The 14742-nt window shown below is 60.7% G+C and carries 10 protein-coding genes and 1 pseudogene; 9 read left to right on the top strand and 2 right to left on the bottom strand.

Features of this window, described 5'->3' with window-relative positions; all coding sequences use genetic code 11:
- Window positions 1-553 precede the first annotated feature (553 nt).
- Window positions 554-970, top strand: a complete 417-nt coding sequence (locus tag PMN64_RS19265; protein ID WP_304498243.1) for a VanZ family protein — start codon at window positions 554-556, stop codon at window positions 968-970.
- 53 nt (window positions 971-1023) lie between these two features.
- Here PMN64_RS19265 and PMN64_RS19270 read toward each other — a convergent pair whose 3' ends face one another.
- Complete coding sequence (locus PMN64_RS19270; RefSeq protein WP_304498242.1) at window positions 1024-1677, bottom strand: LuxR C-terminal-related transcriptional regulator; 654 nt, start codon at window positions 1675-1677, stop codon at window positions 1024-1026.
- 459 nt (window positions 1678-2136) lie between these two features.
- On the opposite strand from PMN64_RS19270, the gene PMN64_RS19275 reads away from it, so the two are divergent.
- The 8 genes from PMN64_RS19275 to PMN64_RS19310 all read left to right on the top strand — a co-directional run bounded on the left by PMN64_RS19275 (window position 2137) and on the right by PMN64_RS19310 (window position 14236).
- The gene (locus tag PMN64_RS19275) at window positions 2137-3057 is read left to right on the top strand and encodes a LuxR C-terminal-related transcriptional regulator (protein WP_304498241.1); all 921 of its coding nucleotides are present in this window, start codon (window positions 2137-2139) and stop codon (window positions 3055-3057) included.
- 97 nt (window positions 3058-3154) lie between these two features.
- Entirely contained in the window at window positions 3155-4165 is a 1011-nt protein-coding gene (gene galE / locus PMN64_RS19280) for a UDP-glucose 4-epimerase GalE (protein ID WP_411781760.1), read from the top strand.
- 341 nt (window positions 4166-4506) lie between these two features.
- Window positions 4507-7122, top strand: a complete 2616-nt coding sequence (locus PMN64_RS19285) for an AMP-binding protein (RefSeq protein WP_304498239.1) — start codon at window positions 4507-4509, stop codon at window positions 7120-7122.
- A 393-nt stretch (window positions 7123-7515) separates the two neighbouring features.
- Window positions 7516-8679, top strand: coding sequence for a GNAT family N-acetyltransferase (locus PMN64_RS19290; RefSeq protein ID WP_411781761.1), 1164 nt, complete (start codon window positions 7516-7518; stop codon window positions 8677-8679).
- A 395-nt stretch (window positions 8680-9074) separates the two neighbouring features.
- Window positions 9075-9845 carry a 4'-phosphopantetheinyl transferase family protein gene (locus PMN64_RS19295; RefSeq protein ID WP_411781762.1) on the top strand — a complete coding sequence of 257 codons (771 nt, stop codon included), beginning with the start codon at window positions 9075-9077 and terminating at the stop codon, window positions 9843-9845.
- A 47-nt stretch (window positions 9846-9892) separates the two neighbouring features.
- Window positions 9893-10933 (top strand): thioesterase domain-containing protein, encoded by a 1041-nt coding sequence (locus PMN64_RS19300; protein ID WP_411781763.1) that lies wholly within the window; start codon window positions 9893-9895, stop codon window positions 10931-10933.
- A 41-nt stretch (window positions 10934-10974) separates the two neighbouring features.
- Window positions 10975-12990 (top strand): non-ribosomal peptide synthetase, encoded by a 2016-nt coding sequence (locus PMN64_RS19305; RefSeq protein WP_411781764.1) that lies wholly within the window; start codon window positions 10975-10977, stop codon window positions 12988-12990.
- Between the two features lie 67 nt (window positions 12991-13057).
- On the top strand, window positions 13058-14236 hold the full coding sequence (locus PMN64_RS19310) for an acyl-CoA dehydrogenase family protein (protein WP_411781765.1): 1179 nt from the start codon (window positions 13058-13060) through the stop codon (window positions 14234-14236).
- A gap of 173 nt (window positions 14237-14409) precedes the next feature.
- Here PMN64_RS19310 and asnB read toward each other — a convergent pair.
- A pseudogene (asnB, locus tag PMN64_RS19315) lies at window positions 14410-14742 on the bottom strand (asparagine synthase B); the annotation flags it as partial.

The following is a 14742-nucleotide window of genomic DNA, read 5'->3' on the forward strand; positions in this document are numbered from 1 at the left end:
GTGCAAGCTTGATGTCCGGGAGGAGTACTCAGAACGCACCGGAGACACGCTGAGCGAAAGCTGCAATTCCAGTCCATTGTGGCCGGACCAGCCGCCGGCTTGCCTTGGCTCGCAGAAACCAATCACCACTACATCATGGAGAAGAAGCTTTCTGCCGATCCGCTTTCAAACATCACCGCCTGGTGTCTCGAATTTGTTTTCGCGCCTAGACCTGACCTCGGAGGTCCCGCATGACAGCAAGACACATCTGGTACGTCTCCTTCGTTGATCAACGCGATGCTCCGCCCGACAGGCACGCACGAAGGACTGCGACATTCGTATCCGAACAGGATGCGAAGCAGTTCACAATGAAACTGGCGGAGGACCGGCGCATCGAGAGACTCTCGGCTGGAACGATCAACCCGTACCGGCCAAAACGGGTTATCGGATCCAGGGAAATTGGCCAGTGGCTTGGCAAGACTTAGCCCACCATGGTGATCCGCAGTTGAGCTTGCCCCCACCGTGGAACGACGATCCACCTCTTAAAACGGCCGCGCCTGGAGAGTAGTTGCGAATGCGAATGATGAAACCAAGCTACTCCGTTCTTGCTGACCCACAAGGGATGACGCAAACCGTATTCCGATGTTTGGCCTGGGGATTAATCCTGGGCCTCTTCATCGTCACCGATACACCGCTGGCATTCCGTCCGCACACATTGGTATCGGCGAACATTGATCGTTTTGCAGCTCTGTTCATTATCGGGGTCGCCTTTTCGCTCGCCTATCCGAAGCGCGTGCTGCCAATACTGCTCGTCCTGCTAGTTATAGTCGTCGGCTTCGAACTCATCCAAAGACTGCTCCCCGACAGACATGGATACGTGAGGGACATGCTCGTTAAAGGCGCCGGCTGCTGTGCAGGCGTTTTCATCGCAACTGCCTTGAGACGCTCGTTCTCTGCAATCTCCAGGCGTACAGGCAGCCCGTTGATCTAGCGGGAATGGTCATCTCGCGCGAAGCTCGATGAAAAAATGCCGGTTCGTCGCCGCTATTCGGATGGAACGCCGGTCGGCCCGGAATATGAGACGGCCAGCGTAGCAAGGACGGTCCTGTTGCTGATCTCGAGCTTGCGGAAGATGTGGTGCAGATGGACCTTGATGGTACCGTCGGCCACCTTCAGACGGCGGCCAATCTCCTTGTTCGATAGGCCCTCCGACACCAAACGCATGATCTGACGCTCGCGGTCCGTCAGCACCGCAAGATATTTCTCCGGAATCGTCGTTTGCGCATAAGGGATGGCTTCTTCGTACGAGGGCGGAGGCAACGTCTTCTGGCCGTCGGCGACTTGCCGCAACGTCTGCAAGAGAGTTTCAGGCTCCTCCTCGCTCAGAAGAACACCGCAAGCTCCCGCTGCTGCGAGCATGGCGAGATCGCGATCCTCAACCGAGGCGGCAAGAAACACGAGCCGCACACCGAGCGCCCCGGAATTTGCGACCTCGAGCATGGCCTGCCCAAAAATGTCGGGCATCGACATGTCCAGAATGGCGATGTCCGGCGCAAGGCTCTGCATTGCCTTGAAGCAGCTCGCAATGTCATTGCAGCGAGCAACAACTTTGAAATCGCGCTCTGCTTCGAGCAGGCAGTTCAGACCCAATAAAACGACTGGATATCTACTGGCAATTACAACACGACTGAAATGCATTTCCGATCAACCCTCAGTCCCCCTCCAGTTCAGATCGGCGCCCATGTCATAAGTTACTCTAATATGAGACATGCTAGTAAGGTTTTGTTGTCGCGTGGCCCCGTGAATCTACCGCCTGGAGCGCGCCGATAAACATGATTCCACAACGCGTAATCGCAGCGACGATCCGACACACCCTCAGCGAGCGTCCGTCGACCAGGACCCGGCGACCGCCCTCGTCAAGTTGATGGTCCCAAATGCCCTATAACCAACGGTATATAGGGATATTGGGGATTAGCATCTAACATTCGTAAATATTTTCTGAGTGGGTTAAGCGCTTTTCGTCCCGGGTTTGTTCCATCGACCAAATCTGAGGAAGCTTGTTTTTACGTCGTTCTTTTTAGCTGGGCGGGCCACCGAAAATGAACCGGGTTCAACCGTTCAACCGCTTGTATCATTGTAGCGTCCGGGAGAGTTTCCATGAGACGACGATATCCTTTTGCCATTGCGCTGGTTGGTGAAAATAGTCTTCGCAAAGAAGGCCTTGCAAGAATTCTAAATTCGGAGAATTTTGTCCTAGCCTCAATAGACGATGCCGATGATTGGCCGAGCGACGAGGCGCTTCAGAACGTCCCCGCCAGTCAGGCATTGTTCCTCATTGTTCATAGCGGCGATGATTTTCGCTCGACAGTCGAGCAGATCGAATCGTTCAAGCACCGCTGCACGGATGCACGTGTGGCAGTTGTCGCGGATCACTTTCACCTGAGTGATCTGGTTGCCGCATTCCGAGCCGGCGCCACCGGATATTTCATCGACGTGATGAACTGCGACGCGTTCATCAAATCCATCGAACTCGTCATGATGGGTGGGACGGTATTCCCGCCGGCATTCTTGACGTCCGCCCTCGATACCGAGAAACGCGAGGTGGACGATGCTCCCGTAGCCAACGATGACGATCGCGCCGTCGCAACGGCAGATGACACGCTGGCTCAGCAACTTTCGCCGCGGGAAGTTTCAATTGTGCAGTGCCTGATTGAAGGCGATTCCAACAAGTGCATTGCGCGCAAGATCAAGATTGCCGAAGCCACGGTGAAGGTTCACATCAAGGCGATCCTTCGCAAGATCCGGGTTCAAAACAGAACGCAGGCAGCAATCTGGGGATTGAACCATCGATCTGCGGCTTGGTCGAGAAGCAGCAGTTCGGCACATCAGATCGTCGACGTAACCGAGCGGCTCCTCCCGCCTGGCCGGGAAATTTCCAAGATCGCGAGAGCGGGCCGGCCGGCGCCACTTGGCGCGATCGACCATGCGGAGAGCTACTTTGAAGCCTCCCTCGCCAACGGCCATACCCGCAAGGACATGAGCTCAAAAGCCGACGGGGCGATCCGACTGCGAAAATAGCTGAGACTCGTCCGGTCTGGCGCATCGGCATCACCGCGCGGGATGATTTCCCGCGCGCGGCGGGCAATGACCACGCAGACGCGAAACGGAAGCGGAAATGATCTTGTTGACCGGCGGTGCCGGCTATATCGGGTCTCACATTGCTGTCGCGCTACTCGACGCCGGGCTCGATGTCGTCGCGGTCGACAATCTTTCCAACAGCAACAGCGCCTCCCTCGAACGGATACGAGCCATCTGCGGACGATCGGTCATTTTCCGGCATGCCGATATCCGCAATGAAGAGGCGATCTACCAGATCCTGCGCGCCCACGACGTGACCGCGGTCATTCATCTCGCCGGCCTCAAGGCGGTGGGCGAGTCCAGCGCGCAACCCATCACCTATTACGACAACAACGTCGTGGGAACGATGCGGCTCGTGTCGGCCATGACGCGAGCATCCGTCAAGACGCTGGTCTTTAGTTCATCCGCAACCGTTTACGGGACACCCGCGTACCTGCCGCTGGACGAGAAGCATCCTGTCGCGCCGATAAATCCATACGGCCGCACAAAATACTTCATCGAAGAAATCCTGAAGGATCTTCATGGGGCCGACAAGGATTGGCGGATTGCCATCTTGCGCTACTTCAATCCGGTTGGCGCCCACGAAAGCGGACTGATCGGAGAAGATCCTCTGGATGTGCCGAACAATCTGCTGCCGATTGTCGCACAAGTGGCGATCGGACGGCGTCCGAAGGTGCATGTTTGGGGAAACGACTATGATACTCCGGACGGCACCGGGATCCGTGACTACATTCACGTTGTCGATCTTGCATCCGGACATCTGAGCGCCCTGAGCCAACTGAGGCAGCCGGGCCTCCTGACTGTCAATCTCGGAACGGGAAGCGGCAGCAGCGTCATGGACGTGATCCAGACATTCAAGGAAGTGAGTGGCCGGCCAGTTCCGTATGTGATCGACCAACGCAGGGTCGGCGACGTCGCGATCTGCTATGCCGATCCAGTTCTCGCGAAGAACCTGTTGGGCTGGACATCAAAGCGATCCCTGACACAGATGTGTGCCGACCATTGGCATTTCCAGATGAAGAACCCGAATGGCTATCGCGGCGCGTAGTCGGCGAGAGCCGTCTGCGTCTTGCGCGGTCACGACGATGACCTAGCGGCTGCCAAGACCACACCATCTCGGTGGCTGACGAGAACTTCTGTGTTGTTCGAGGCCCGCTCAATCCCGCGCAAGATGGACGACTGCTCTCATCGGCGAGCGCAAGTAGCGCCGCTGCCCGGTCTGGTTAAGCCACCACTCACCAATGCTCGCAATCGGCAGGATGGCAGGATGCCGCACTGAATATTGGCTAATCCCGAATTGCTGCCTTCACTTGCTGTACAGCAAGGCATCTTCGGGAGCGGCGCGCTATGGTTGTGCGAGCCGACTTAGGTTGTTCAAGGTGGGACGGAATGCTTCTGGACAACGAGACGCCTGCCGCCACCATGTGTTCCGAGAGCTTCCGCGCTCGCGACAGTGGGGAGCCGGAAGCACGACTCACGATAGGCCAGATCATCGGTCGAACAGCCAGTCGGTTTCCGAACCAGCCGGCGATCGTCTCGAGCGCTTTCGAGCCTCTGACATACAGCGGTCTTGAACGCCAGTTGAATGCATTCCGACGGCGGCTGCGCTTGGCCGGATTCGACTGCAATACCCGGATCGGGGTCTTGATGCCGAACGGCCCGGAGGCGGTTCTCGCCATCGTGGCAGTCGCCTGCTGTACCGTCGCGGTGCCCCTCGACCCACGCCTCTCCCAGCCTGAGATCGAGCAGCGTCTCGACATGCTGAACCTGAGCGCCCTCGTTGTGCTGCAGGGCAGCGCCCCTGAAGCTCGCCAGGCCGCAGCTCGCAGAACGCTTGCCATTATAGAAGCCGCTCCGGTCGGACAGGGGCAGCTTGGACTCGAGATCGCCGTGCAAGTTTCCGCCTCCCCTGCCATCGACGCCGAGCCGGATCCGCGCTCCCCCGCCTTCATCCTGCAGACGTCGGGCACGACCGCGCAGCCGAAGCTCATTCCGTTCAGTCATGACAATATGCTGGCGGCGGCCGAACGCCTTCGGGCCTGGTTCGGCCTCACGTCCCGGGACCGATGCCTGAGCGTGTCGCCCCCGTACTATTCTCATGGGTTGAAAGTAACGGTCTTCACGCCGTTGCTCACGGGAGGCAGCATTGCCATCCCGGCGAACAATGCGATCGTCGCACTCGATGAGTGGTTCGATGTCCTGCGGCCGACCTGGTACTCGGCGGGCCCGACGCTTCACGCCACGGTGCTGGACAAGGCGCAGAGCCTCGAGAATGCAGGGGCTGCGCACACTCTGCGATTCGCCATGTCAGGCGGCGCGCCGCTGCCGAGGACCGTGCAGGACGGCCTGCAACACGCTCTGGGCGTGCCGGTGCTGGAGCATTACGGCTCCAGCGAGGCGGCGCAGATCGCCGCCAACCAGCTGCCGCCCGGTCCGAACAGGCCGGGCACCTGCGGGAGACCCTGGCCCGATACGGTGGCGATCGTTGGTGAGGATGGACATCCCCTGGCGGCCGGCGAGCGCGGAGAGATCTGGATTCGTGGACCGACCGTGACGTCGGGCTATCTCGATGCGCCGGAACTCAATCAAGCCGCTTTCACGAAGGGTTGGTTTCACACCGGCGATATCGGCAGCCTCGACGAAGACGGCTTCCTTTCGCTGGACGGCCGCCTGAGCGAGCTGATCAATCGCGGCGGTGAGAAGATTTCTCCCGCCGAGATCGAAGCCGCGCTATTGCGGCATTCGGCCGTCGCCGAAGCTGCGGCCTTCGCGATCTCACATCCGCGCCTGGGCGAGGACGTCGCAGTCGCCATCGTCCCTCATCGCGGCGCGCAGCCGACCGCTGCGGAGCTTCGCCAGTTCCTGCAACGCGAGTTGGCCTCGTTCAAGATTCCGAGACGCATTCTGACGCTCGACCATCTGCCGAAGGGGGTGACGGGAAAGGTTCAGCGGCGACGTCTGCGCGAGCTGGTCGACCGGCCACGGGGGCATCTGGCGCCGATGCCGGCGCCTGTCGCGAACGGGCCGCTGAATCTGGAAGCCGAGTTGCTGACGCTCTGGCGCAGGCTGCTCAAGAACCAGGCCGTGACCGTCGACAGCGATTTTTTTGCCAGCGGCGGAGACTCCCTTCTCGCGATGGAGATGCTGCTCGAGGTCGAGCGGCTCGTCGGCTATCCCGTGCCGGAAACCATCATGTTCGGGGCGGAAACCATCCGGCAATTTGCCGCAAGGGTTTCCGCACCAATGGACACGTGGGCGACGGCGTTCTTCCAGCCCCATGCGTGCGGCACGCGGTCTCCGCTGTACTTTTTTAACGGCGACCTTGTCAGCGGCCACGCGAGCGTGCGGCGGCTGGTAGAGCTTCTGGGGCCGGATTATCCGATCATCTCGATCAATCCCCACGGCCTTCATGGGGAGCCGATTCCGGTCTCGATCGAGGCCATGGCCGCCGACCGCCTGCCGTTCATCCTGGCAAGGCAAGCGAGCGGTCCCTTTCTTCTTGGTGGCAAGTGCAATGGCGCCATGGTGGCGTTCGAAGTGGCCCGCCAGCTGATGGCAGCCGGCCACACGGTTGATTTGGTCACGATGGTGGACCCGCCGACTGTCAGTGCCCGTCCAATGCCACGGGCGATCCTCAGGCTGCTGAAGCCGCTGGTTTCGCCTTATCTTTTGCGTTGGACCTTCGAGCAAATGGTGAGACTGGAGCGATACATGAAGCTCCCCGCGAACGGACAGACTGCGAGCGCCAAGGTCGAGATTCCCGCGGCGTTGTGGGACGCTCATTCAATCGCAATGGCGCAGTATTGTCCGGCGCCGCTCGAAATCCCTGTGGCCTTTTACGCGGCCGACCACGATGGCCGAGCGTGGCGGCATCTCAGCTCTCAACTGGAATTGATACAGGTGCCTGGCGGACATCCCGGCTGCCTGTTGATCGGTGCGGAACTGCTCGTGGATCACCTGCGGCGGAGATTTGAAAAACTCACCTCGGGATCGAGCGCCACGTGAGAAACCGGACGTCAGCCATGGCAGGCCGTGGTGAGCGGGCGGGGGATCAAGGCCGTCGGACGCCGAAGGCTGGAGCACGCTGCACCAGCCTTGAGCCCGGTCGATCTCAGCTTCACCTCGGCACAGTTGCTCCGCCGGCACAAGAGGCTAGCGTGGGTACTCAGGAAGGGTCCGCACCTCGATCAAATTCCGGATATAGTTCGCGTTATCGGCCTCCGCCGAGGCAACGGTCGGAGACGCCCAATCACGACGTGTCCGTCAGAGGGATGCCTGTGTGTGACCAGCCACCCGTCATCGGATCTTGCATCGGATCTTGCGCGCGCGTTGCAGCTTGGTCCTTCGGTCTTCCCGTCGCGGCGCGCGTTCGGTCCTCTGGCGTTGGAACGGGAAAGCATGCCTGAGACGGTTACCGATGTCAGCCTGGATGCCCTGGAGAGCATTGCGTGGCTTGAAACCTCATGGAAGGAGCTCGAAGCGCGAGTGACTCACTCGTTCTTCTTGTCCTGGCTCTGGATCGGCACCTGGCTCCGGCATATCCCGAAGGGCGCGCAACCACACGTCCTCGTGGCCCGGTCATCAGGCAAGATCGTTGGCCTGGCGGTCATTTGCCGGCGGAGAACGTGGAGTCTCGGGCCGCATGCACGGACGCGCTGGCTGCTCAATGAAACGGGAGATACCCGCTTCGACCGATTGTTCATCGAGTACAACGGCATTCTTGCAGAGCAATCCGATGCCATCATGTCGGCGGGTCTCAATGCGTTGACGTCCCGCCTGCACCGGTCGGATCAGTTGGTGCTCTCCGGAATTGATCCGGACCTTGAGGCGACTGCCAGTCGCGCCGCAGGCCTGGCTGGGCTCGTGACCGAGGTGAAACAGTCTGATGCGGCATTGTGGGTTGATTTTGTCCCGGTCCGCCAGCGAGGGGGCGATTATCGCGCCACATTGGGCCGCAGCACGCGCCAGGCCGTGAGCCGTGCCATGCGGTTATATGCCGAACGCGGCCCCGTTGAACTCCGCATCATGGAAACGACGACGGAGGCCCTCGCCGCGTTCGATCTGCTGAGCGACTTTCATCGGTCGCGATGGGGACGCAGGGGAGCCTTCGCCAATCCCGGCTTCCGTCCGTTTCACGAGGACCTCATTGCCCGCGGCGTTCCCACGGGGGCCGTTCGCATCTCACGGACGATGGTGGGGAACGAGACAATTGGGGTGGTGTACAATTTCGTGCACGACGGCCGTGTCCTGAACTACCAGAGCGGCTTTCTCTATGAGAGCGACAGCCGGCTCAAGCCCGGGCTCGTCAGCCATGTGCTGGCCATTGAGGACAGCATTGCACGCGGGGAAAGCGGCTACGACTTCCTGGCTGGTGGCGGCGGGCACAAGTCCCATCTGGCCAATCGGGAACAGGCCATGACGTGGATCGCTGTAGGCAAAGACAGTCCGGAGCGCCACATCGAGGCCAAGATCCGCAGCGCCAAGCGGATGCTACGAACCATTGCTACGAATCTTCCAAAAAAGACCGCGGCTCTATATTCGGTGTTCGGGACTAGTTCCTAGTCGATCGGTTTGGGCTCTTTGGCGAGAACCAACGTCTGGGTTGGCGATGTGGCCATTGTCGGTGCTGCGCCTTTTTGGCTGCCGGACCGGGTCGCGCTTACGCCCGGACTGCATCCATTGACCGTTTAGCGGTTTAACTCTCCTAGGAATATTCCCCGCTACCGCTTTGGCGGAAGGACGCGGCGCGCTTTGCCGCCGGGTCACTCAACCCAAGCCGCACAATCCGGGGGCACCGGATGGGAACTGGCAAAAAATGGGTAATTACGATGGTCCATTGAGCCACGGCGGTGCGCGACTAAAATTTCGACCAGCAGTCCGTTCGAATGCCCATCGCAAGACCCGTTCGCAACCTACCGGCGGCAATCCGGATCGAGGCCAATAGAAAGCAAGTTGTGATGGCTTTTCGCATAGGTGCCTGTGAACAGAGCGCGTGGGAAAATAGTCGTTCCTTTGACGGGCAAGGCTATCGCAAACTTGAAAGCGGAGCTCGCGGAGCCGGCACCGCCCGCTCGAGCTTTTCGGACAAAGCAGTTGAGCTGAGACGAGGGATCATCACGCCGGTTCTCGAGAATGATGGCTTGGAGGTCCTGGCATTCATGCTCCATGTGGAGCAGGACGTCATCCGGGAGCTAAGCGTTTGCCTCAACGCAGAGGAACATCGGCGCGCTGAGGGATTGAGATTGGAGCGAGACCGCCGCCGCTTCATCGTTAGCCGCGGGCAGCTGCGCCACGTGCTCGCGTCCAAACTGGGAATTTCGCTTGCGGAGATCGAGCTGGAATATGGACGGCTGGGCAAACCCCACCTCTCCCGCCGCATGCCCGCCCGCGACTTGCGCTTCAGCGTCTCACGATCCGGAGAAGTCGCGGTCATCGCCCTCTCGATCACGCAAGAGGTCGGGGTGGACATCGAGGCAGTTCTCCCTGTGCCCGAAGCGGACGAGATCGCAGCGCTCTGCCTTTCCACCTCCGAGTACGAGTCCTACGCCGCCCTCGATCCGGAAGACCGGCTGGAAGGCTTCCTCGAGCGCTGGACCCGGCTGGAGGCTGTCTCCAAGGCGCTGGGGTGCGGCCTGGGACAGCCCATTTGCTGGGATGAGAAGGATTGGGCTGTCCAAAGCTTCGTACCGCAACCTGGATATGTCGGGAGCGTGGTCGTCCGGAAATGAACTGTCATCCGGGGTCGAAGATACCGCGATGGCGCACGGAAGAGGAAATGTCAGCTTCATCCATGAAAAGCCCGATGTCAGCGCCGGTGATGCAGTTTTCTGAACTGCTCGCAGACCTCGCGGTCAAGGACATCAAGGTCTGGGTCGAGGGCGACCGGCTGCGCTGCAACGCCCCGGCCGGCGCGCTGACGGCGGAGCTTCGCGATCAGTTGCAAGGTCGCAGGGGCGAGATCATCGCGTTTCTGAACATGGCCACGGCCGCGGCCACGCAATCGCCTGCAATCGTTCCGTTGCAGTCTCACGGAACACGCACGCCCATTTACGCCGTACCCGGTCATGTCGGGGCACCGTCCTCATTCCTGGACCTCTCTAAGAACCTGGGCGGCGATCAACCGTTCTACGCGCTCCAACCGCCTGGCTTCGATGGGCAGAGCGAGCCGATGGACCGCGTCGAAGATATCGCCGAGTACTTCGCCCGCCAGATCGTCGAATACCAGCCGACCGGTCCGTACATCATCGCCGGCTATTGCTCCGGCGCTTCAACAGCCTTCGAACTGGCGCAAATCCTGGGACAACGCAAATCGGAGGTCTCATGCGTTGCGCTGTTTGGCCCTCTTCACCCCACCACCTATGGGGAATGGCCGCGCCGGCTGTATTTCCTTGCCAGGGGTAAGGCGGAATCGTTCCTGCACGAGACAGCGAAGCTGCCGACATTCGGCGCCCGTCTCCGATATTTCGGCAGTCGCCTCCGCGAGCACTTCCGCGCCCTCGTACCCCTCGTTGGCAAGAGCGAAGAGCCTGTCGCGGCAGATCCGGTATTGGCGAGCAGGGCTCTACTCAAATCCACGGCGATCGCGGCCTTTCAGCGGTACGCTCCCACTGCGTATTCGGGTCGGGTTTGCATATTCCTTCCCAACAAAGCCTGGCTGCGATCGGGCGCCGCGCCACACCGATGGCTACCAGTAGTGCCGCATGCCGAGTTTTACTTCGGGCCCGATGACTGCAACGAAGCCACGATGCTGATGGAACCTGACGCACCTGCCATCGCAGACCTCTATCGCCAGGCAACCCAAAAGCAGAACGATTGACGTGATTTGATTTTTTGGTTTTCCCGATGGGAGCGTATTTCATGAACGAAGTCCTACCTATCGCGCCGGAGGGCGTCGCGCTTCCTCTGCTGAAGGATTCCGATCATCAGGCGCTGGTTGTCGATTACAACGCCACGGCAACACGCTATCCGTCGGACAGGACGATCATCGATCTCTTCCGCGACCAGGCGACGCGCAGTCCCGACGCTGAAGCGATCCGCTTCGGCAATGCAACGCTGACCTACCGGCAGCTCGACGAACGCTCCAACCAGATGGCCGCGCATTTGAGCTCGACCGGCGTCGGCCCGGGCCGGATTGCCGTTGTTTTCATGGAGCACTCCATTGAAGTCGTCGTTGCGATCCTGGGCGTCCTGAAGTCCGGCGCAGCCTATGTGCCGGTCGATGCGGCGACGCCGAAGGGGCGTATCGCAACAATCCTGCAGGACATTTCCAACGGGACCGACGGGCGGGCGCCCGTGGCGATCACTCAGTCGCGCCTGCGTTCCGGCATTCCCCCGAACCTTGCCGACATTTTCGTGCTCGACGCCGATTTCGATTCGATTTTGAATCAGCCGGCCTCGGCCCGACCGTCCGCTGCCACGCCGGACGGCACCGCCTATATCATCTTCACCTCGGGCTCGACCGGCACGCCCAAGGGCGTCGAGATCGAGCACCGGAGCCTGGTGAACTACATCTGGTGGGCCGCCCAGGTGTACAGTTCCGGCGAAAGTTTGGCATGGCCCCTTTTCTCATCCCTCGCATTTGACCTGACCGTCACAACGCTCTTTACGCCACTCATCACCGGCGGCCGCATTGTGGTCTATCTTGGCGATCCCGGAGTGCAGAGCATGGTCGCGCTCAAGGTGATCGACGACAATGCGGTCGATATCATCAAGCTGACGCCGGCGCATCTCGCGATGATCCGCGACCGCAATCTTGAGACCACAAGACTGCGCAAGTTCATCGTGGGCGGTGAGGACTTCAAGGCCGCGCTGGCTCGCGACATCACCAACGCTATTCCCCATCCCATCGAAATCTACAACGAGTATGGACCAACCGAAGCCACGGTGGGCTGCATGATTCACCGTTTCGACACCGACCGGGATCAATCCGCATCGGTGCCGATCGGCGTTCCGGCCGCGAATGCGGGAATCTACGTCCTCAGCAAGGAATATCAGCCCACCGGCCCCGGGATCATCGGTGAGATGTTCATTGCCGGCGACGGTCTCGCGAGAGGTTATTTCAACCGCCCTGACCTGACCGACGAGCGTTTCCGCACGGTCGCCGATCCCCGAGATGGGCGCTCGAAGCTGCGGCTCTACAAGACGGGCGATCTCGCCCGCTGGAACTCGGAAGGACGCCTGGAATTTCTCGGCCGCGCCGATCATCAGGTGAAGGTCGGTGGCACCCGTATCGAGCTGGGCGAGATCGAAGCACGGCTGCTCAAGCACCCGGACATTCAGGAATGCGCCGTCGTCGCTATCACCACCTCGATGACGAAAGCGGCGACACAGAAAACGAACGGCCATCCCGAACCATCGACGCCCGAAGACGGCATCGCACGGCTGGTGGCCTACTATGTCTCGTCGAAAGCTCCGACCGTGGCGGATCTGCGCGCGCACCTCGCCGAAGAACTCTTGGAGTCCATGATTCCGACGCACTACGTTCGCCTCGAGCGGATGCCGCTCACGTCCAACGGCAAGATCGACCGCTCGTCGCTTCCCGAGCCGACGGCGGAAAACATCCAGCCGGCGCAAGTCTTCGCCGCCCCCTCGACCGAGACCGAGAAGACCCTGGCCGCGCTATGGTGCCAACTCCTGAAACTCGAGTCGATCGGACGCCACGACAACTTCTTCGACCTTGGCGGGGAGTCGCTCCTGGTGGTGCGGGCGGTGTCGCGCATGCGAAAGATCTTCGGCATCGACGTGCAGCTTCGCAACCTCTTTGAGCGCCCGACACTGGCCGAACTGGCGGAAGTCATCGACGGAATGCGCTGGGTGGCCGGTTCCAATACCCCTTCCCTCTCGGAGGGACCGAGGGAGGAGGTCGAACTCTAACCGGAAGGCCTCCGCCTGGTCTTGGGCATCGGGACAGGAGCCTTTGAGTCAGCTCATAGCAGATCGGATGAAGACGATGGACAAAGCTTGGATGTCGGCGCGAGAGCCGGAGCTGCCTTGGATGGCGGCGGAGTATGAGCTCTTACGGGACCAGGTCCGCCGGTTCGTCAAGGAGGAAATCAAGCCCTGCGCGGATCGCTGGGAAGAGAACGGGTTCATTCCGCGTTCGATCCTGCGCCGCATGGGCGAACTCGGTTTCTTCGGCATCCGTTACCCGGCTGAGTATGGCGGCGCCGAAATGGACTCTGTCGCGTCAACGGTCTTCGCCGAGGAGCTCGGGCGCTCGACCTATGGCGGCGTCGCCGACGCGATGCTCGTCCATGCCGACATGGCGTCCTTGTATGTCTTTCACGACGGGACCAAAGCCCAGCGGGCCCGCTGGATGCCGGGCATTGTCAGCGGCGAGGTGATCACCGCGGTCGCCATCACGGAGCCGGATGCGGGCTCGGACGTGAAAGCCATCCGCACGCGCGCGATCCGAGACGGCGACTCCTACGTGCTCGACGGCACGAAGCTCTACATCACGAACGGCGTCCACGCGGATCTCTACTGCGTCGCGGCCAAGACGGATCCCGCGGCAGGAACCAACGGGATCACGATGTTCCTCGTCGAGAAGGGGACGCCAGGCTTCAGCGTCGCGCGCGAACTGGACAAGCTCGGCTGGCGCTCCTCCGACACGGCGGAACTTGTCTTCGACGGTTGCCGCATCTCCGCCGAGAACGTGCTCGGCGCGGAGGGACAAGGCTTCTACTCAATCATGCGCAACTTGCAGAACGAGCGCCTTGTCCTCGCCGCCATGTCGATAGGGATGGCCGAGGCGGCGATCGATATGACCGTCACCTACGTGAAGACCCGCCGCGCATTCGGGGGCGTCCTTTGGGACATGCAGGCGATCCGTCAACGTCTCGCAATGCTCTCTGCGAAAGTGGAGGCAAGCCGTCAGTTTCTCTATGCTACCGCTTGGCGCATGGCGGCCGACGACGATTGCCTGCGCGAAACCTCGATGTTGAAGGCCATCTGCGGCGAACTCGTCAACGAGGTCGCGTATGCGTGCGTGCAGTTCCACGGCGCCATGGGCGTCATGCGCGAGAGCGCGATCGAGCGCGTAGCGCGTGACGCGCGCGTCCTCTCCATCGCCGGCGGCGCGACGGAGGTGATGCTTGAGGTGGTCGCCTCGATGTCATGATCCCGATGCGGCGCCGACGACGTCGCTCTGGCATTGGTTGCAGGAAGGCCGAGTGCCGGCTCTTCGGGCGGGCCGGGCTTGAATGGTCTCGGCATCCGGGCCGGTCGCGGCGACCGACGCAGCACGCCGGATTCACCCACAACGGTAGGCGATCCGCTTGAAGGAGGATGATTTCACTCCGCCGCTGCAACCCGTTCGCTCGATGGGGCGTCCGAACTGTTGAGGTTTCCAACGGATCGAACATCATCAATAGCTTGAACGTGTATCCCTTTCACTGCCCTTCCAGATGGGTCATTCATGCTCGCAAATTGCTGAGACCAGAGAAACGCGGTCGGCGTGGAGCATGCGATCGAAGGACCGACGGGGACAGTTAGGCAGGCTGTCGGGTTGTTGAAAATGCCATCAAAGATGGTCCTGTAGAAATATCCTTCCTTGGACGTCGGCGTTTGCCGCGGAAAGCGCTTGCTCGCCTCTGCGAGCATCTGATCCGAGACTTTATTCTCGGC

This window comes from Bradyrhizobium sp. UFLA01-814 (genome assembly GCF_046718885.1).
Taxonomy (GTDB): Bacteria; Pseudomonadota; Alphaproteobacteria; order Rhizobiales; family Xanthobacteraceae; genus Bradyrhizobium; species Bradyrhizobium elkanii.